At 43.6% G+C, this 18809-nt stretch carries 19 protein-coding genes and 1 pseudogene; 1 reads left to right on the forward strand and 19 read right to left on the reverse strand.

From position 1 onward, the window contains the following. Positions 1-68 precede the first annotated feature (68 nt). Both CC97_RS05665 and CC97_RS05670 read right to left on the reverse strand, forming a co-directional pair. Positions 69-2132, reverse strand: a complete 2064-nt coding sequence (locus CC97_RS05665) for a glycoside hydrolase family 3 C-terminal domain-containing protein (RefSeq protein WP_044974185.1) — start codon at positions 2130-2132, stop codon at positions 69-71. An 18-nt stretch (positions 2133-2150) separates the two neighbouring features. Next, positions 2151-2999, reverse strand: coding sequence for a hypothetical protein (locus tag CC97_RS05670; protein ID WP_044974186.1), 849 nt, complete (start codon positions 2997-2999; stop codon positions 2151-2153). Between the two features lie 281 nt (positions 3000-3280). Here CC97_RS05670 and CC97_RS05675 point away from each other — a divergent pair, with 281 nt between their 5' ends. Beyond that, complete coding sequence (locus tag CC97_RS05675) at positions 3281-4147, forward strand: AraC family transcriptional regulator (RefSeq protein ID WP_044974187.1); 867 nt, start codon at positions 3281-3283, stop codon at positions 4145-4147. A gap of 143 nt (positions 4148-4290) precedes the next feature. On the opposite strand, the gene CC97_RS20015 is transcribed toward CC97_RS05675, so the two are convergent. The 17 genes and pseudogenes from CC97_RS20015 to CC97_RS18655 all read right to left on the reverse strand — a co-directional run bounded on the left by CC97_RS20015 (position 4291) and on the right by CC97_RS18655 (position 18803). Next, on the reverse strand, positions 4291-4464 hold the full coding sequence (locus CC97_RS20015; RefSeq protein ID WP_156036785.1) for a hypothetical protein: 174 nt from the start codon (positions 4462-4464) through the stop codon (positions 4291-4293). 239 nt (positions 4465-4703) lie between these two features. Further along, positions 4704-5898, reverse strand: a pseudogene (gene coaBC, locus CC97_RS05680) (bifunctional phosphopantothenoylcysteine decarboxylase/phosphopantothenate--cysteine ligase CoaBC). An 83-nt stretch (positions 5899-5981) separates the two neighbouring features. Continuing rightward, a complete protein-coding gene (gene panD / locus CC97_RS05685) occupies positions 5982-6386 on the reverse strand; it encodes an aspartate 1-decarboxylase (RefSeq protein ID WP_044974188.1) in 405 nt (134 codons plus the stop codon). A gap of 7 nt (positions 6387-6393) precedes the next feature. Next, on the reverse strand, positions 6394-7242 hold the full coding sequence (panC, locus tag CC97_RS05690; protein ID WP_044974189.1) for a pantoate--beta-alanine ligase: 849 nt from the start codon (positions 7240-7242) through the stop codon (positions 6394-6396). 20 nt (positions 7243-7262) lie between these two features. After that, on the reverse strand, positions 7263-8120 hold the full coding sequence (panB, locus tag CC97_RS05695) for a 3-methyl-2-oxobutanoate hydroxymethyltransferase (protein ID WP_044974190.1): 858 nt from the start codon (positions 8118-8120) through the stop codon (positions 7263-7265). A gap of 98 nt (positions 8121-8218) precedes the next feature. Further along, on the reverse strand, positions 8219-8710 hold the full coding sequence (gene queF, locus CC97_RS05700; protein ID WP_044974191.1) for a preQ(1) synthase: 492 nt from the start codon (positions 8708-8710) through the stop codon (positions 8219-8221). 12 nt (positions 8711-8722) lie between these two features. Further along, complete coding sequence (gene queC / locus CC97_RS05705; protein ID WP_044974192.1) at positions 8723-9403, reverse strand: 7-cyano-7-deazaguanine synthase QueC; 681 nt, start codon at positions 9401-9403, stop codon at positions 8723-8725. Positions 9404-9409: 6 nt separating this feature from the next. Next, positions 9410-9988 (reverse strand): GTP cyclohydrolase I FolE, encoded by a 579-nt coding sequence (gene folE, locus CC97_RS05710; RefSeq protein ID WP_044974193.1) that lies wholly within the window; start codon positions 9986-9988, stop codon positions 9410-9412. Positions 9989-9995: 7 nt separating this feature from the next. Continuing rightward, on the reverse strand, positions 9996-10661 hold the full coding sequence (queE, locus tag CC97_RS05715; protein WP_044974194.1) for a putative 7-carboxy-7-deazaguanine synthase QueE: 666 nt from the start codon (positions 10659-10661) through the stop codon (positions 9996-9998). A gap of 9 nt (positions 10662-10670) precedes the next feature. Continuing rightward, positions 10671-11090 (reverse strand): 6-carboxytetrahydropterin synthase, encoded by a 420-nt coding sequence (locus CC97_RS05720; RefSeq protein ID WP_044974195.1) that lies wholly within the window; start codon positions 11088-11090, stop codon positions 10671-10673. Between the two features lie 573 nt (positions 11091-11663). Continuing rightward, entirely contained in the window at positions 11664-11936 is a 273-nt protein-coding gene (locus CC97_RS05725) for an acylphosphatase (RefSeq protein WP_044974196.1), read from the reverse strand. Further along, positions 11933-12841: a tRNA (adenosine(37)-N6)-dimethylallyltransferase MiaA gene (gene miaA / locus CC97_RS05730; RefSeq protein ID WP_049962716.1), complete on the reverse strand. Its 909-nt coding sequence runs from the start codon at positions 12839-12841 to the stop codon at positions 11933-11935. The genes CC97_RS05725 and miaA overlap by 4 nt, the downstream gene beginning before the upstream one ends. A 235-nt stretch (positions 12842-13076) precedes the next feature. Then, positions 13077-13499: a hypothetical protein gene (locus CC97_RS05735; protein WP_044974198.1), complete on the reverse strand. Its 423-nt coding sequence runs from the start codon at positions 13497-13499 to the stop codon at positions 13077-13079. Then, positions 13496-14974 (reverse strand): DNA methylase, encoded by a 1479-nt coding sequence (locus CC97_RS05740; protein WP_044974199.1) that lies wholly within the window; start codon positions 14972-14974, stop codon positions 13496-13498. Before CC97_RS05740 ends, CC97_RS05735 begins: the two co-directional genes overlap by 4 nt. Positions 14975-14978: 4 nt before the next feature. Next, positions 14979-15536, reverse strand: coding sequence for an ImmA/IrrE family metallo-endopeptidase (locus CC97_RS05745; protein WP_044974200.1), 558 nt, complete (start codon positions 15534-15536; stop codon positions 14979-14981). An 18-nt stretch (positions 15537-15554) separates the two neighbouring features. Continuing rightward, a complete protein-coding gene (locus tag CC97_RS05750; protein ID WP_044974201.1) occupies positions 15555-15983 on the reverse strand; it encodes a helix-turn-helix transcriptional regulator in 429 nt (142 codons plus the stop codon). 87 nt (positions 15984-16070) lie between these two features. Then, entirely contained in the window at positions 16071-18803 is a 2733-nt protein-coding gene (locus tag CC97_RS18655; RefSeq protein ID WP_049962717.1) for an ATP-binding protein, read from the reverse strand. Between the last annotated feature and the right edge of the window lie 6 nt (positions 18804-18809).

Here is an 18809-nt window from a genome sequence, read left to right on the forward strand (position 1 = left end):
GATTTGCGGGACTTCGCCCCGAACCCCACGCTGATTTATGAATAAATCAGCGTTTCCTTAAAAATTATTTATTTGTTTATCTTAACAGATACCGTTTCAGTACCTGTAAGTTTTCTGCTTAATTCATCCGGCTGTGAAATACCGGCGTAAAGTGTGAATTCCTTTCCGTCGAGGGAACGGGTTCCGTCTTCGTGTACAGCTGTGAAAGATCTGTCTTCGATCTTAACTGAAACTGTCTTCTTTTCACCCTTTTTAAGGTCTACTCTTGCAAATCCGCAGAGGCTGTGGTTCGGAACTGCATCGGCTGATGTATCCTTAATGTAGAACTGAACTATTTCCCCGGTATCAAAGTTACCGGTATTTTCAACAGTAACAGTTGCGGTACCGTCAGCAAATGAAAGATCTGAAACCTTTGTCTTTGAATATGTAAGGCCGTATCCGAACGGATAAAGAACATTTCCTTCAGCGTAGCGGTATGTTCTGTTCTTCATGCTGTAGTCCGTAAACTCAGGAAGCTTTGAAGCATCTTCGTAGAAAGTAACCGGAAGTTTGCCTGAAGGTGAAACATTTCCGAAAAGAATATCAGCAAGAGCTGTACCGCCGAACTGTCCCGGATACCATGCATGGATGAGTGCATCCGGTTCTTCTTCAATATTGATCGCACTGCCTGTAGCATTTACGATAATTACCGGCTTACCTGTTCCGAGAACCGCTTTTATAAGCTTTCTCTGTGTCTCAGGAAGTCTGAGATCCGGCTTGTCACCTGAACAGAATTCATTGCCTGTATCGCCTTCCTCGCCTTCAAGTGTTGCGTTAAGACCAACACAGAGGATAACGACATCAGAATTTTCAGCAGCTATTACAGCTTCTGCAAGTCTGTCATCAGCTACTGCAAGATTCATTACCCTGTCCTTGAAGAGGGCTGAACCTTCGGAGTAGAAAATACGACCGTCAAATGCATTTCTGATACCTTCAAGGAAAGTAACATATTCATCTGCACGTCCGCAGTAGTTTCCTTCGAGAGCTTCACGGCTGTCTGCATTAGGACCGATAACAGCTATCGACTTTAAACTGCTTTTGGCAAGCGGAAGGATTCCATTGTTCTTAAGAAGTACCATTGATCTGCGTGAGCATTCAAGCGCAACCTTCTTGTGTTTCTTACATCCGACAACGTCGTACGGAATACTGTCAAACTCAGTGCCTTCCTCGAACATTCCGAGTCTTGCTCTGGTTCTCATTGCATGAACACAGGCTTTTCTTATATCTTCAGGTTCTATAAGTCCTTCTTCAAGTGCTTCAAGAATATGAAGATAAGTATTGCCGCAGTTTATGTCACATCCTGCTTTCAGCGCCATTGCAGCTGATTCAGGAGCTGTGCTTGTTACCTTGTGCGATGTGTGGAAGTCTCTGATCGCCCAGCAGTCTGAAACGAAGTAACCGTCAAAGTTCCATTCCTTAAGCTTACCCATAAGGAATTTACTTGCACATGCCGGTTCGCCGTTTACTCTGTTGTAGGCTCCCATGACACCTTCAACGCCTGCGTCTTCGATAAGTTCTCTGAAAGCAGGGAGATAAGTTTCTTCCATGTCCTTCGGTGATGCCACAGCATCAAATTCATGTCTTAAATTTTCCGGACCGCTGTGAACTGCAAGATGCTTTGCACAGGCAGCAGTTTTAAGAAATTCACCTTTTCCCTGAAGACCTCTTACAAAGGCGGAGCCGAGTTTACCTGTAAGGAACGGATCCTCACCGTATGTTTCCTGTCCTCTGCCCCATCTCGGGTCTCTGAAAATGTTGATATTTGGTGACCAGAGTGTGAGTCCCTTGTAAATATCGCGGTCTTCGTGTCCTGAATACGCATTGTACATTGCTCTCGCTTCAGTTGAAATTACGTCTGCGACTTCTTCAAGGAATTTATCATCGAACATTGCAGCAAGCCCGATTGCCTGCGGGAACATGGTTGCTGAACCTGCTCTTGCAACGCCGTGAAGTGCTTCACTCCACCAGTTGTATGCCTTAAGTCCTGCCTTTTCATTTGCCGGAGCATCGTATTTAAGCTGTTCAGCCTGCTCCTCAGTAGTCATTTTTGCAGTGATTTCCTCTGCCTTCTGCTGAAAATAGTTTTTATCCATCAGCGCTCCTCTTTTCAATCATCTCTTTTTAATTTCCCAGACTTCATTTATCACTGCTGATTCGCCAGGAGCATATTCTCTTTCATCTCCTACAACTTCACATTCGATAAATTTTTCGTTGGTATATGTTTCAAAGTTGCATCCGAAATCAGGATAATTCTTTTCCGGATCATACTTGTCAAACCTTTTGATATATATCTGATTTCCGCATGCGTACATTGCCTGACCGGAAACTACATTGAATCCGGCCTTGAAAGCATGTGCTATTGTCGGATCCATGCGAAGAACCGCCCTGCCGTCATTCAGTGAAAAACGAATGTCGTGGATCTCGGAATAAGGCCAGAGTGCAATCGTTCTGTTCGGAAGATAACCGGTATCTTCTGTATTAAGATCAATGTACTCGGTGCCGCCCGGAGCAAGTCCGGTTATTGACCAGGGTGCAAACTTAAGCGGTGAATCAGAAACATTAACTATTGTATTCTTTACATTCAGTGTTTCATCATCGTTGAAACTGATCTCTATTGAATACTGTGTGCCGAAAGGAGTCGGTTCCGCAGTCAGAACAACCTTTTCATCTGTAACATCAGCCTTTACAGGTCTGTTGTCCGGATAATAAGTTTCAGGTACTATTTCAGGAGAACGCCATAATCTGTGTCCGCCGTATGTGTACCAGGTGCCGTATCCTTCAACGTCCAGACTGAAGTCGCGGTTAATGTCTTCAAAAAGAATGTTTTCTTCGTCTTTCAGTCCGTAATAAATAATTCTCGGTCCGTATTCAAGTGATGCCATTACAAGTATGTTTTCTGTTTCCATACAGAGGCATCTGCCGAAATTTTTATATTCCGTTTCGCTGTGAGTAAACTTCATACATAATCCTCCCGTTCCGTTAAATGTTTTTTGGGCACAATTCTGATTGGTGTATGTGTATATTATAATATACCGTGGCTAAAATTACTTATCATAATTTGCGGTATATTATATTATTAATTGCTTTGATTTTCAAAAAGTGCGCCTTGAATATTGCATATCTTACGTAGTTGTGTTATAATTCAATAAAAGGCGATCGAAATATCAGTCAAAACGAGTTCTGATATCAGCAATTTATAAGAGCAAATACATATTAAAAAATGACATGGAGTGATAGTGATATGATCCAGCATCTCAACGGCGACTTCGAGACAGTCGAATTCGGCAACAATGGTTTTATACTACTGTATGATAACGTTGAAAATGAAGATTACCCTATGCACTGGCATAATGCAATAGAAATCATTATGCCTCTTATCAACGATTTCAGAGTAACTGCGGGCGGAAAAAGCTATGAACTTAAGGAACGTGAAATAATAATAATTCCTCCCGGAGAGCTTCACTCGATGATCGCACCTGATCACGGTCAGAGGATCATCTTCCAGTGCAGCAGCAGTGTTCTGAATGATTTTGCACCTTTAAGTGTAATTTCTGCTTTGTTTACTGACATAACAGTGATCGACAGCAATTCACCGGAATATCAGAAAAGTGTGGCAAAAAAAGCTATGCTTGAGATCTATGACGAATACTTTAAAAAAGATGAACTTTCAGAACTTAAGATATATCTGAAACTCATTAATATGTTTGTTCACCTTCACGAAGGTGCCGCATCCGAAAAGCGTGATCTTATGGGATGTACTTCAGTGAAGCTGAATGAATACAGCGAACGTTTCGGTGCAGTAAAAAAATACATCGAAAAGAATTACATGGAGGATATTTCGCTGGATACTCTGGCCGAGATCGCAGGATACAGCAAATATCACTTCTCACGGATTTTCAAGCAGTACACGGGCTCATCTCATATCGAATACGTAAACAAGACACGTATCAACGTTGCACAGAAACTTCTTCTTGATCCTTCGATTTCGATCACTGAAGTTGCCATGAATTCAGGATTTACAAGCATTACCTCATTTAATCGTGTTTTCAAGGAAATAAAGCACTGCACACCTTCTGAATTCAAGAAATTCTATAAAAATTCAGACTGATAAAAATCCGTGCTGCAGAATACAAAAAACACCGGAGCCGTTCTCCTGTTACCGCTCCGGTTTATGATTATTAATGTAAAAAAACAAGAGGACAGAATTCCGGTTCTGTCCTCTTGTTTTATCTTATGTGTTATGATACATGATCACTTTTTGTCGTCTTTATTCTTAGGCTTGCTGCTGAGTACAAGACATGCTACGATAAGCACTACAGCAATGATCGCTACGATCACAGGTGTTTTCATGTTTCTGGTGTCACCTATTACCGGATAAGGTATCGTAAGAAGTCCGGCAGCAAGAGACATAATATTAAAAGCCATTTTATAATCCTCGCTTTCTAAAATTCTTTGATAACGGAAACCTGATCATGCCGGAAACTAAAATTTCAGTATTTCCGGATGCGGATTATCGGATGTTATATCCTCATTCCGTTTATGACCGGTGCATCTCCTTTATATATTATATCACAGGTAAATGCGCTTTGGAATAGCATAACTGCCATTTATAAGAAATCGAACGTAAAAATTTCTGCCGATTATTTAAAAATATTTATGCAATGTCACTCCAGCTCTGCTTTGATCTTGTCAAGTATCCTTGACGCTGTCTCATCCTTGCTGAGAAGCGGAAGCTCTGTTTCAGAGTCAGCAGTTATCATCGTGACAATATTGGTGTCTCCGGCAAAACCTGCTCCCGACTGTTTAAGATTATTGGCGCATATCATGTCAATTTTCTTTTTTCTGAGTTTGGCCCTTGAATTTTCAAGCATGTTCTCCGTTTCCATCGAAAATCCGCAGATGAACTGTCCTTCACGCCTGTGCTCGCCGAGATACGCAAGTATATCCTGTGTGCGTTCAAGCGGAATACTCATGTCATCATCTTTTTTTCTTGATCTTCTGGTCACTCACAAAAGCCGGTCTGTAGTCCGCTACTGCTGCCGACTTGATGATTATGTCGCAGTCTCCGGAATTATCGCGTACTGCCTCAAACATATCTTTTGCGGAAACGACATCGATAACATTTACAAACGGCGGAACTTCAGCTGTCGCAGGTCCTTTTACCAGAATAACCTCCGCTCCCCTGAGCATGGCCTGCCTTGCAATGGCAAATCCCATCTTGCCGCTTGAATGATTGGAAATATATCTTACAGGATCAAGTGCTTCCTGAGTAGGACCCGCTGTAACAAGTATCTTTCTGCCCTTAAGATCCTTTTCGCAGGCTATTTCCCTCAGTACGTGATCCACAAGTACCTTTTCCGAAGGAAGCTTTCCCTTTCCGCTGTCACGGCATGCAAGGAATCCGTCATCCGGTTCAATGAAATGATAACCGAATCTTTTCAGCTTTTCAATGTTATCCTGAACTATCGGATTTTCGTACATCGCAGTATTCATTGCCGGTGCGAAATATACCGGCGCCTTCGTCGCCATGATAGTTGTGGAGAGCATATCGTCGGCAATTCCGGAAGCTGTTTTTCCGATTATGTTTGCCGTTGCCGGAGCAATGAGAAAAATATCAGCCTTTTTCGCAAGCGATACGTGAGCTACATGAAACTGAAAGTTTCTGTCGAACGTATCGACAAGGCACTTGTTATTTGTAATGGTTTCGAAAGCAATAGGATTAATAAAATTCACAGCGTTCTGAGTCATTATAACATGAACGTCACAGTGAAGTTTTACAAGCATACTTGCTATATTTGCAGCTTTGTATGCCGCAATGGAACCAGTAACACCTATTACTGCACATTTTCCTGTAAGCATAATTTCATCTCCTTATTTCCGGTAAACCGGATCACCATAAAACAAGTGCAGGGTAAACGTACACCCTGCACAGCAATCTTATCTTATGACAGTTCTGCCATCTGTTCAGTCAGCAGACCGTGTTTTTCATAATGGTGAATGCTCTTAATACCATTATTTTCATCTACAAAGACAACTGTCGGTCTGTGTGTCTTTGCCTCATCCGGAGTCATTGATGTATATGTCATGATTATTACAAGATCTCCCGGTTCAACGCATCTTGCTGCAGCACCGTTAAGGCACACTACTCCTGAACCAGGCTTACCTGCGATAACATATGTTTCAAGTCTGTTTCCATTGTTGATATCAACTATCTGAACCTGTTCGTATTCAAGAATACCAGCGGCCTCCATAAGATCTGAGTCTATGGTAACACTCCCTACATAGTTGAGTTCAGCCTGTGTGACAACAGCACGGTGTATCTTGCTCTTGAGCATTGTTAATTCCATTTAGTAATTATTCCCCTTCGTAGAAATAGTTATCAATGAGTCTTGTCTTTCCGATATATACAGCCATGGCAACCAGAGCACTGTCAGTAAACTTCGTGATCTGCTGCATAGTATCAAGTGAAACTACCTTGATGTAGTCGATCTTTGCGAGAGGTTCAGCATTTACGATATCTGTCATCTGTGAGATAATATCGGCACTTTCACGTACACCGGACTTTATAAGTTCCTCAGCTTTGCGTACAGCCTTTGAAAGAACAAGGGCAGCCTTACGTTCTTCTGCATTAAGATATGTATTTCTTGAACTCTTTGCAAGGCCGTCATCTTCCCTTACTATAGGACAGCCGATTATCTCGATGTCCATATTGAGATCAGTTACCATTCTCTTTATAACTGCAAGCTGCTGGGCATCCTTCTTGCCGAAATATGCTCTGTCAGGCTTTACGATATTGAAAAGCTTGGTTACAACTGTGCACACGCCTCTGAAATGAACAGGTCTTGTAAGACCGCAGAGTTCTTCTGTAAGAAGATGCATGTCAACAAATGACTGGAAGTTGTCCGTGTACATCTCCTCCGGCTCCGGAGCGAAAATGAGATCAGCACCGGCTTCAAGGCACTTTGCCTTGTCACGTTCGAGGTCTCTCGGATATGTTGCAAGGTCTTCAGTCGGACCGAACTGCATAGGGTTAAGGAAAATACTTACCACTACTCTGTCGTTTCCCTTGTCAGCGGCCTTTATAAGGCTCTGGTGTCCTTCGTGAAGATATCCCATTGTCGGAACGAAACCAACAGTAAGACCTTCTTTTTTCCACTGTTTAACAGTTTCTCTTACTTCCTTAATTGTTTTTACAACGATCACTTTGAAAACCTCTTTCTGTTTTAAATATTATCGATCTCCTGCAGTTTTTCTGCAAGCTTTTCATAATCCGTTGTGTCTTCTGTCCTGAATGAATGTGCCTTGTCCGGAAAAGCACCTGACTGCATTTCAGAAATATATGCTGCAAAAGCAGCTTTCATGTCAGCGCCTACATCTGCAAATTTCTTTGCGAACTTCGGTGTAAAATCAGGAAACATTCCGAGCATGTCCTGATAAACCAGTACCTGACCGTCACATCCGGCTCCGGCTCCGATACCGATCGTCGGAACGGAAAGCCTCTTTGTAATATATTCCGCAAGCTTTGCAGGTACACACTCAAGAGTTACCATGCTGGCACCAGCCTTTTCGACTGCAAGTGCGTCTTTTATAAGTTTAAGGGCAGCAGCTTCATCCTTGCCCTGAAGTTTGAATCCTCCGAACATGTTGACCGACTGAGGAGTCATGCCGAGATGAGCAACTACAGGGATCGAAGCTTCTGTAATAGCTTTTATCTGCGGGCACACAGACTCTCCGCCTTCAAGCTTTACAGCATTGGCACGGCCTTCCTTCATGAGTCTTCCGGCATTTACAACAGCATCGTAAACTGAAGTCTGGTATGACATAAACGGCATGTCAGCAACAATAAATGCGTTTTTAGCACCTCTTGCTACTGCAGCTGTATGATGTATCATATCCTCCATTGTTACAGACAGCGTATCTTCATAACCGAGAATTGTCATTCCGAGTGAATCGCCTATAAGGATCGAATTGATCCCGGCTTCATCCATAAGCTTTGCAGTTGAATAATCATAAGCTGTGAGCATGGAGATCTTAACACCGTTTTTCTTCTGCTCCTTAAGTGTCGCGATAGTATTTTTCATTATATTAAAGTCTCCTTACCGATTAAAATTATTAAGGACCTTCTTCAATGCACAACTTTAAGTATAGCACAGCGCAGTGAAAAAGTCAAAGAATGATGTTACCTGTTGTCGATTTTTTCCGGATACATATCATGATGCAGGAGTCTGTGAAACGCAAACTTTTCCCACTTTGTTCCAGGTCTTCCGTAGTTGCAGTACGGGTCGATCGATATGCCTCCGCGCGGAGTGAACTTTCCCCAGACTTCAATGTACTTAGGATTCATAAGTTTTATAAGATCCTTCATGATAATGTTCACACAGTCCTCGTGGAAATCGCCGTGATTTCTGAAACTGAACAGATAAAGCTTAAGTGACTTGCTCTCGACCATTTTTTTATCAGGAATATATGATATGTATATCGCAGCAAAGTCCGGCTGCCCTGTTATAGGACAAAGGCTCGTGAATTCCGGACAGTTGAATTTTACGAAATAGTCATTGCCCTGATGCTTGTTTTCAAATGTTTCAAGTATCTGCGGTGCATAGTTGTCAGGATATTTTACTTTCTGGTTTCCAAGCAGTGAAATGCTGCCCATTTCCTTTTTAGTTCTCATGTATACCCTCCCTTACTTTAACGCAGGATCAGCGATCCCGTTTTCAGCGAATGCTTTCTGTCTGTCGATACATGTGCCGCATTTTCCGCACGGCTTGTCACTTCCGGCATAGCAGCTCCATGTAAGTTCATACGGAACGCCGAGTTCAAGGCCTTTTTTCACAACATCCGCCTTGGTAAGTGAAACGAAAGGTGCCTCGATGGTAAGCTCATTTCCGCTTCCGAGATAAATTGCCCTGCCCATTGCCTCGTTGAAATCAACGCTGCAGTCAGGATATGCATTTCCGGCAGCATCGTCGCTGTGAACTCCGTAGTAAATAACACTGCAGTTCTTTGAAAGAGCGATGCTCGCTGCTGAAGAAAGGAAAAGACCGTTTCTGAAAGGAACGTATGTTGAAACCGGACTTCCGCCGGTCTCCTTAAGCTGTTCATCATAACTTCCTTCAGGAATATCGTCAGATGAACCTTCAAGAAGTGAACAGTCGCTGTAGGAAAATATCTTTCCAAGGTCAAGCGTTATAAGCTCAACGTTATAGTATTCTGCTATTTTCTGAGCAGCCTCGATCTCTTTTTTGTGCTTCTGTCCGTAAAACACAGACAGCGCTGTTACGTTTTCACTTCCGTATTTTTTTACCGCCATAGCAAGACAGGTCGTACTGTCAAGTCCGCCGCTGAATAAAACAAGTGCTCTCATACGGTGTCACCTCTGAAGAAATAATCTGTTCTGAAGCGCCGCATCTGTTTCAAATCTTCCGCGGAGCGTGCTTGTTACAGTCTTTGAATTGGTTTTCTGGATACCGCGGGCGGTCATGCAGCTGTGGCATCCTTCAATGAGAACTGCAACGTCCTCGGATCCCGTAATTTTCTGAACTATCTCAGCGATGTCAGAACCGATTCTTTCCTGAAGCTGAAGTCTTTTGCCGACCATATCTGCAATTCTTGCAAGCTTGCTTATTCCGATAACCCTGCCCTTAGGCATATAGGCTATCGCAACCTTCATGTCATACATAAGCGCCATGTGATGTTCACAGTAGCTGAAAATGTCAATATCCTTGACAATGACCATGTCACTGCCGCCTTCTTCCTTTTCAGCGGAGAACGTCTTGTTGAACATTTCGGCGATCTCGTCGTTGGTGTAATTCATTCCCTCGAATACTTTTTCGTACATTCTCGCCACACGTTCAGGTGTATCAACAAGTCCTTCCCTGTCCGGATCATCACCCAGAGCCTCAAGTATTCCGCGAATGTGGTATTTTATTGCTTCTGTATCTATTGCCAACTTATTCTCACACTCCTCTTTTTGCCGGATCCCAGATTATCTTGTGCAGCTGAAGCTGAAGATTAACGTCGTTGAAATTGTTTTCCTTGATAAAATCAACTAACCTGTCCGGCGAGATCTTACCGTAAACCGGACTGATATATACGTTGGTTCTGTTACGCAGTTCAAATTTTTCAATTACCTGCTTCATTTTTTCAAGATCGGTCTCGTCACTGACTACAAACTTGACCGTATCGTTATGATCAGCGTAACGGTAATTCATCATGTACATGCTGCGTTCCATTCCGCTTCCCGGAAGCTTGTAGTCTATCGTAAACGAAGGTCTGTTTTCTATATCCATAAACTGTGATACTGAAACACTTCCGTTGGTCTCGATCTCAACACGAATGTTTTTCATCTGGGCGAGAGTTTCGATCAGTGTCCGTATTCCGTCCTGTATCAGCGGTTCACCGCCTGTAAGTGTAACGTTTTTTACACCTGTACTCTTTATGTAAGCTGCTATCTGCTTTTCATCAAGTATTTCATAAGGCTGAAGCATGGTGTTCGCCCATTTTGTATCGCAGTACGTACAGTCAAGATTGCATCCGCAGAAACGGATGAATACTGCAAGCTGTCCGGCACGTCTTCCTTCGCCGTTGATACTTACGAATTTTTCTGCAATATTGTAAAACATACATCCACCTCACTGACTGTATGATGCGCAATTGTTAGGGGTTTCGTAAACACTGACTTCCTTTACACTGAATCCATGGTCTGACAGTCTGCGGAAAAGATATTCCGCAAGGTTTTCCGCTGTCGGCCGGAAGTCAAGTGTGATCATTCTGAAATTGTTATTAAAAAGCATATTGTAAAGTTCCTCAGGAAGCGAACCTTTCTCAATGATCAGTGCATGATCAAGCTCTTCAGCTTCCTGCTTAAGAACATGCTTGAACTGACTGAAATCAACCAGCATGCCTCGCTCCTGACCGCTTTCAACCAGCTTTTCTGAATATATCTCAGCAACCACTCTCCATCGGTGGCCGTGTATGTTGCTGCATTTTCCTTCATATCCGCTCAGAAAATGAGCACTGTCAAACGCTGCTTCTGTTTTTAACGTGTACAAGAACAACACTCCTTGTCTGTTTTTCTACTCACATATATTTTCCGTATCTAATGCAAAACTGATTAAATCGTAAATCCGGCTTCGCCGGATTTACGGAGATGGGATTTACGGGACTTCGCCCCGAACCCCCACGCTGATTTATAAATAAAACAGCATTCACTTATTATCACTTTAATTTTTCGGTCCGCCATATACAAAAAGGCAGACATTAAATGTCCGCCTGTTCCTAACTATAGCATTGTGACATAGCATCACAAATTGTAGTCCTGGTTTTGTTTATAGACAGGATGGCACTGGCGAACTGTCTTAAGTGTTTTGTTTTAAACACTCTGGTCTGAACACGGCATTACTGTTCAAAGCTAATGTCATGTTATTTCAATAGTTAGTATATCACGTATTTACCGCATTGTCAACGCTGATATTAAAGATTGGTCTTATGAATAATTATTCATCGTTTATTCATAACGGATTTATAATATATCACCAAGTAAGCACCGAACGGCTCTCCGGAGGAAACCAGTTGATTCACCCCACACCTCATGCCGGTCAGTTAACGATCAGTTTTTTTCATACTTACCTCACTGAAAATCCGTATTCGCTTTCTTCGAGAGGAACGGTTCTTGCATCCATGTTTTCAATATTCACGAAAGTTCCGCGTTCGATTGCCATTATGACTGCATCTATCTGTTCCTCAGTTCCCTGAATTTCCATGCTCACACTTCCGTCCCACTCGTTGTGTACCCAGCCGGTACATCCGAAATGTTCAGCAGCATTGCGGGCACGGTAACGGAAACCCACACCCTGTACACTGCCGTAAAAAACAATATGTCTGCGTATCAATATCATTCACCTGTCTTTTCAACGTAAAACTCATCGATAAGAGAACATGCTTCGTTAAACGGATCTGTACTCATGTCGAGCCAGTGCATGTCCTTTCGTTTTCTGAACCAGGTCATCTGCTCCTTGGCGAGATGACGTATTTCCATGAAGAGTTTTTCGTAAAATGCTTCGTAGCTTTCGAACTCGTTTCTTAAGTACATGAGTATGTAACGGTATTCAAGACCGAGACCGTAGAGAAATTCATCAGTCGCACCGTTCTCACGCAGTCTGACAATTTCGCCGATCATATCCTGTTCTTCAAGACGCATATCAAGGCGTTTTTTGATTCGTTCATAGAGCACATCGCGCGGCCAGTTTGTTCCGAGTATAAGCGTTTCATATCTCGGAGTGTTTTCCGGCTCATCGGTATTGCCCAGGATCACCCGCTCAACAGCCCGCTCAATCCTCCTTTTATTGCACAGATCAAGTTTTTTCAGTACTTCCGGATTCTTTTCCTCCAGGAATGAAATAAGCTCCTCAATTGATTTCGAAGCGACTTCATTTCTCAGTTCCGGATCGATCTGCTTTCCTGTCAGATTATATCCGTCCGCAACCGAGTTTACGTAAAGGCCGGTACCTCCGACCATAAAAGCCTTTACTCTTCGTGAGAGAATGTCATCTATTGAGCTGTATGCAAGTTTCTGAAAATCCTTTACCGAAAAGAAGTCATTCGGCTCTGCAACATCAAGAAGCCAGTGCGGAACTCCTTTGGTTTCCTCCGGAGTCACCTTGCCAGAACCAACGTCAAGGCCCTTAAACACCTGTCTTGAATCTGCTGAAACTATTTCCGCATTATATTTTAAAGCAAGATCGATTCCCAGTCCGCTTTTACCGGATGCCGTCGGTCCTGCTATAACAACAAGTTTATTCATTATCATTTCTCCGTTTTTTCTAAGGAAACACTGATTAAAGCGGAAATCCGGCTTCGACCCGGAGTCCCGCGCTGATTTATGAATAAATCAGCGTTTTCCTGATACTGTTATCTGTGAAGTTACTATACTATTTTAGCATCAGTAAGCTCTTTCGTCAACAGAAAGTGAGTGGTATATTATAGTAAACGTACAGAATGGAAAGGCAGAAAAAACATGACCGGACTGTGATCAGGACTTATTCAGTGTTAAACTGATCCTTGTTTACGAACTCTATTTTTCTGACCATATCAGCATCGATAACTGTCTGATCGGTAAACTTAAGAAGGTTGCTTCCGGCGTCAAAAAAACGGAACACGCCCCTGTAGGTCTCGTATTCCCCTCCGTATTTCTTCATATCGGGTTTAAAAAACGTTATCAGTACTTCCGGTCTGTCCGATTCAAGCATGGCATTGAATGCCGTATTCAGTTCGTACGCCCTGTCTTCGGTAAGAAAAACCAGATCTTCAGTAAGTCTGGCAGTTTCATCTATCTCATCACCAAAGCCTGTAAGTGCAGCAAACGGAGCGAACTGAGCTGCACGGTCATGAAGCGGCATCTGCGGCCGCAGTTCTGAAACGTGATGAGCGTGATTTATAATATCTTCGTAGTTATCACTCATGCCCGGTGACCGCCGACCTGACCGTTACGTTCAATGGCGGTTCCTCCTTTCTCAAAATTCATTCCCTTAAGAACGGCGTTTTTTCCGTATTTTGATTTTATCTGAACAATTGCCTGCTGTATCTTTTTTTCGCGTGCAAGCTTTTCTTCTTCAGCTTTGCGTTTTATGTCTGCAGCTTCATTGTCTTCAAAGAAGCTCAGCTGGATATCCGGTGCATCGGGAACTGTATCTTCCGGAATGACATGATTTGCTGCAATGCATATTCTGCGTACAAGAAGCCGCCGGTCGGCAATATCATGAAAAAGCTTTGCCGCGGCACTTATAAAAAGGACAGTGGATGCCGTGTATTTTCCGAGATTCACAGTACCGTGTGCGCTTTCAGGGACTTTTTTTCCGTAATGATTAAGTACGGTCTTTCCTTCATAATCCTGCGGTATAAGTGAATGGTCATATCCCAGAGTGAGCACAAGCTGATCGGCAGTCACTCCTTTACGCACAAGATCAAGCGAAAGCTGATCTGCCATTTCCTTTACAATAAGAAGTGCGTCATCATATTTATAAGGTTCGGCAAGGACCTGTCCCTGACTCATACTGTGATTTTCAGGTCTGTATTCCTTTATCTCAGCTATTGTACAGGGTTCCCAGCCCCAGGCGTGGTCAATGATAAGCTCCGCATTTTTGCCGAACTCCCTGTACAGAACATTTTCGTTGCGTTCTGACACGCGTGCAAGATCGCCGAGTGTGTGTATTCTGAGTTTTTCAAGTCTTCTGGTTATTCCGGCACCGAAACGCCAGAAATCAGTAAGCGGTTTATGTCCCCACAATTCTCTGCGGAAAGTATACTCATCAAGCTCTGCAACACGCACTCCATCCCTGTCAGCCGGCATTTTCTTTGCAACTATGTCCATAGCGATCTTTGCGAGAAACATGTTTGTACCTATGCCTGCAGTTGCAGTTATTCCGGTCTCATCAAGCACATTACGGATCATGCGCATGGCGAGATCACGCGGAGTGCAGTTATACATGCGTATATAGTTTGTAATGTCCATGAACACTTCATCCACGGAATAAACATGTATATCATCAGGTGAAAGATACCTGAGATAAATGCTGTAAATTTCAGAGCTCACTCTCATATATTCTGACATATGAGGCGGAGCTGTTATGAAGTCGGCCCTGAGGCTGCGGTTTTTCTGCAGTTCACCGGCAAAATGAGAACTTCCGGTAAATCTGCCTGACGGAATTCCGCGCAGACGTTCTTCATTTACATTCCGCATTATCTGATTCACTTCAAAAAGGCGTGGTCTTCCCGGTACCCCGAATGCTTTCAGCGAAGGTGTGACTGCAAGACAGATGGTCTTCTCGGTACGGGTTTCATCTGCCACCACAAGATTGGTGTCAAGCGGATCGTAACCCCTTGCCACACACTCGACCGATGCGTAAAAACTCTTAAGATCAATACAGAGACAAATCATGCTGTCACCCGCAGCTGCAGCAGTTTTCGTTCCAGAGTCTGCCGCCCAGGAATCTGCTGTCAGGTCTGTACGGAAGCTCGGGAACATCATAACCTTCGTCTTTCATGATTTCTATCTTGTATGCAAGAAGTTCATACGGGACATTGTACTCAGCCGCAAACTGAAACAGCGATCCTTCACTGTTTTTCATTTTTTCATAAAGGATATCACTGCTCCCGAAGAGAAGTTCGGCAGCGAAAAGATTGGCCTCGCGTTCAGTAACTGAAATGTCGTCAAAAAAGCCGGTATCAATATGATTTTTCCTGTGCAGCACGGCATGACCGAGTTCATGGGCTATTATAAATCGCCGTACAGTATCAGGCAGAGCACTGCTGTACTGAATACAGCTTACTCTTGAAACTGTCATGGTCATAGCCTTTATTGCAGTTTCCGAACTGCCGAAGTCAGCCTCGCAAAGTATGATATCCATGCAGCTGCAAAGTTCAGACGGATCTGACGTTTTATAGCGTCTGACGAGTTTCCTGACTTTCGTGCTTATGTCATGGCATGAAATACTGAGCATATTACATCCCCCGCGATCCTATTCTTTCTTTCCGTACTTAACCTTAGCCTGTTCCTTGCACTTCATGTATCCGGCAACGACTGCTTCAAAAAGAGCAGCCTTTTCCTCCATGGGAACATCTCCTCCGGCAAGGAACGCAAGACTTTCGCTGATAAGCGCATCGGCATCTCGCACGCTGCTGCTGCCTATCCTTCCTGAAACCTCAGCTATACGACGGTCAAGCTCAATGTCAGCCTTCGGGTCCTCGCAGTTATCATCCTTAAGATACTTTACAGAAACTCCGAGAACAGCTGCAATACGGTATATAACACGGTCGCGGGGGATCTTTTCCCCTTTTTCGTATGAAAGCACGGAACGCCTGCTTACTTCGGCTTTTTTTCCGAGCTCTTCCTGTGACATGTTAAGACATGCACGGGCTTCTTTTAATTTTTCTGAAAATGATTTCAATATTCTTCACCTCTGGTCGATGTTCAGAAAAAACGCAGTGAACTTTTGTGAACTTTAAATTAATTATACACTAAAATTCACACTCTGTCAAGACACGGAGGAATTATTTCTCTGAGTGATCAGCATGCGCAGTGTTTCAGCAAGACGGTCCGGTTCTATAGGCTTGGTAAGATGCGCATCCATTCCCGCCTGAAGCGAACGCTGAACATCCTCTTCAAATGCATTTGCAGTCATTGCGATCACAGGTACGGTACGGGCATCGGCTCTGTCGAGCGAGCGTATCGCCTCTGCAGCCTCAAGGCCGTTCATTTCAGGCATACGGATATCCATAAGAACAGCATCGTAATAATTAATGTCACTGTCGCGGAACATATCGGTGCATATCTTTCCGTTGACAGCGTGATCTGCTTCCATGCCGAACGATTCGAGAATATTTTTCAGGATCTCAGCGTTGATCATCATATCCTCTGCCATAAGGACACGTTTTCCGGACAGTTCCGCTTCGGCGCAGAGTTCTTCTTTTTCTTTATTACTGCAGCTTTTATCTGAAGTTTCGTTTTCCTGCAGGGCTTTCAGAGTAATAGTAACGGTAAACACAGAGCCTTTGCCTTTTTCGCTTTCAACGTCTATCTTTCCGTTCATCATATCCACAATGTTTCTGGTGATCGCCATTCCAAGTCCGGTACTGCCGAACATCCCTCCACAGTCTGACTTCTCCTGGGAAAACGGCTCAAAAATTTTCGGTATGAACTCCTTGTCCATGCCGGCACCGTTGTCCTTTACTGTAAAGCGAAGTGTAACGTTATCCTTAAACCGTGCAGTTTCCTCAGTTGTGAATGTTACCGTTCCATGAGGCGGCGTATATTTCACAGCATTGGACAGAAGATTTATGAAAACCTCTCTGAGTTTCATGTCGTCACCGATATATCTTCCGCAGGCAGATCCGCAGATCCCGCAGTTATATGTGATCCCCTTTTCACTGCACTGGGCGCTGATCATTGTATTCACCTGTTCCAGAAGATCACTGAGTACGAAAACCTCTGATTTCAGGGTCATGCGCCCGCTCTCGATATGTCCCATATCAAGTATGTTGTTTATAAGCGTAAAAAGATGATCAGCGGCAGCTTTTATCTTTTCAAGATATCCCCTGGTCTCTTCAGAAAGATCAGGATCTTTAAGTGCGATGCTGTTGTAGCCTATTACCGCATTCATCGGTGTTCGTATCTCATGGCTCATGGAGTTAAGGAACGCAGTTTTGGCTGCGCTCGCCTCCCTGGCCTGAGTGAGTGCATCAGACAAAGTGTGGTTCTTTATCAGTTCCTCACGCGTTTCACGGTCCACGTCTGAAATACCTATCTCAACTGTATGTATCTTACCGTCGCTGCGGCCTTCTGCTTTGCTCAGATCGGCTACACGCACCATTTCATACTTGTTTTCCGCCGTCTGGTACCGGTATGAGATATTCGGTTCCGATGAAAGCAGGGAACGTATATTTTCCAGGGAAAGAAATCTGATGAATCCTTCCCTGTCATCCGCCGAAACGCAGTTGCCTGCATACCACAGGACCATTTCACTGAAAGATCCCGGAGCGCTGCAGAGATCACCGTCATTTTCCTTTTTTTCATCCGAACGGTAGCACACAGCAAGATCAGTATCAAGATCAACATGGTAAATGCTGCGGTAATCTGCTTCCACAGCAGTAATATAAAGCTTCAGATGTTCACTTAAACTGCGGAATGTACGTGTCAGTATTCCGACCTCATCATCAGCGTTGTAATCAAGTGAAAAGTCAAAACGATCGGCATTCAGTCTTCCGACAGCACTGATAAGCCGGCGCAGAGGCGAAACGATATGACCCGAAAGCCTTGAAGCAAGGAGAATAAATATTGCCAGAAGAGAGATCATGGCAATAACGTTCTGTATCATAAGTCTGCGGCAGAATCTGTATGTCTCGGAAACCGGTACTGAAACATTCAGACTCATGCCGTTGCTGAGACGTTTGCTTACCGCCTCTTTTTCAACTCCGCCGAAACTGTAAATGACAACTCCGTCATTCAGGTCAGCAGTTCCTTCATTCAGGCTCTGTGCTTCAGCAGCGCCTTCCTTTTCAGAAACCGGATGATAAATAATTTTTCCGGAATCATCAGTTACAAATGCATATCCCTGTTCGTAAAGCCGGATATTGTCCACCTGACTTGTCATTGTCGAACAGTCGATCTCAACGCCTATTACTCCAACAAAAGTTCCGTCAAGATAGACAGGGACATTATATGATATTACCATCACGTCAAGATTATCTGTCACGTACGGAGAAAGCCAGATGGACCGGCCAGTATTCTTCGGCACGGTAAACCACACAAGATTATCGGTTTTGCCGGTATCATAAAGTGTAATGTCCGTAACTTCGTGCTCGGTAAATCCTTCACCGTCAAGATTGGTGTACCAGAATCCCTTTACGCTTTCAGATGCTTCAGGATCAATACGGTAGTAATATGTCAGAGCACCGTTTGCGTTACTCATTGTTTTTTCAAAAAAGCCGCGTACTCTCTCAAGATGGGCTTCAAGTTCAGTGTCATCAAGCGATGTCAGATCCTCTTCAACATAAGCCTGAACACTGGTAACGGACTGCTCAACACTGTTGAAATAATGATCAAGGTTTTTTTCTCCGGTCTCACACAGAAGAGAAAGGCTCCGTGCAGCGTACTCATCACCTGTACGTTTTATAGCAGCAATGCCAAGCATTGAGGATGTCATAACAGAAAGAATTATACCGCAGAGTGTAAGGCCGGTAACTTTCGATTTTATTGACCGTAGTCCCATATCTTA

Source organism: Ruminococcus sp. HUN007 (assembly GCF_000712055.1).
Classification (GTDB): domain Bacteria; phylum Bacillota; class Clostridia; order Oscillospirales; family Ruminococcaceae; genus HUN007.

Bases quoted from the DNA above. Each gene is read 5' to 3' on its own strand.
- CC97_RS05735 (WP_044974198.1), bottom strand. From the start codon at position 13,499: ATGAGTGATAACTACGAAGATATTATAAATCACGCTCATCACGTTTCA.
- miaA (WP_049962716.1), bottom strand. From the start codon at position 12,841: ATGAATAAACTTGTTGTTATAGCAGGACCGACGGCATCCGGTAAAAGC.
- CC97_RS05675 (WP_044974187.1), top strand. From the start codon at position 3,281: ATGATCCAGCATCTCAACGGCGACTTCGAGACAGTCGAATTCGGCAAC.
- CC97_RS05740 (WP_044974199.1), bottom strand. From the start codon at position 14,974: ATGATTTGTCTCTGTATTGATCTTAAGAGTTTTTACGCATCGGTCGAG.
- panB (WP_044974190.1), bottom strand. From the start codon at position 8,120: ATGAAAAATACTATCGCGACACTTAAGGAGCAGAAGAAAAACGGTGTT.
- CC97_RS05725 (WP_044974196.1), bottom strand. From the start codon at position 11,936: ATGATATTGATACGCAGACATATTGTTTTTTACGGCAGTGTACAGGGT.
- queC (WP_044974192.1), bottom strand. From the start codon at position 9,403: ATGAGAGCACTTGTTTTATTCAGCGGCGGACTTGACAGTACGACCTGT.
- CC97_RS18655 (WP_049962717.1), bottom strand. From the start codon at position 18,803: ATGGGACTACGGTCAATAAAATCGAAAGTTACCGGCCTTACACTCTGC.
- panD (WP_044974188.1), bottom strand. From the start codon at position 6,386: ATGGAATTAACAATGCTCAAGAGCAAGATACACCGTGCTGTTGTCACA.
- CC97_RS05745 (WP_044974200.1), bottom strand. From the start codon at position 15,536: ATGCTCAGTATTTCATGCCATGACATAAGCACGAAAGTCAGGAAACTC.
- queE (WP_044974194.1), bottom strand. From the start codon at position 10,661: ATGTTTTACAATATTGCAGAAAAATTCGTAAGTATCAACGGCGAAGGA.
- CC97_RS05665 (WP_044974185.1), bottom strand. From the start codon at position 2,132: ATGGATAAAAACTATTTTCAGCAGAAGGCAGAGGAAATCACTGCAAAA.
- CC97_RS05670 (WP_044974186.1), bottom strand. From the start codon at position 2,999: ATGAAGTTTACTCACAGCGAAACGGAATATAAAAATTTCGGCAGATGC.
- CC97_RS20015 (WP_156036785.1), bottom strand. From the start codon at position 4,464: ATGGCTTTTAATATTATGTCTCTTGCTGCCGGACTTCTTACGATACCT.
- queF (WP_044974191.1), bottom strand. From the start codon at position 8,710: ATGAGAACTAAAAAGGAAATGGGCAGCATTTCACTGCTTGGAAACCAG.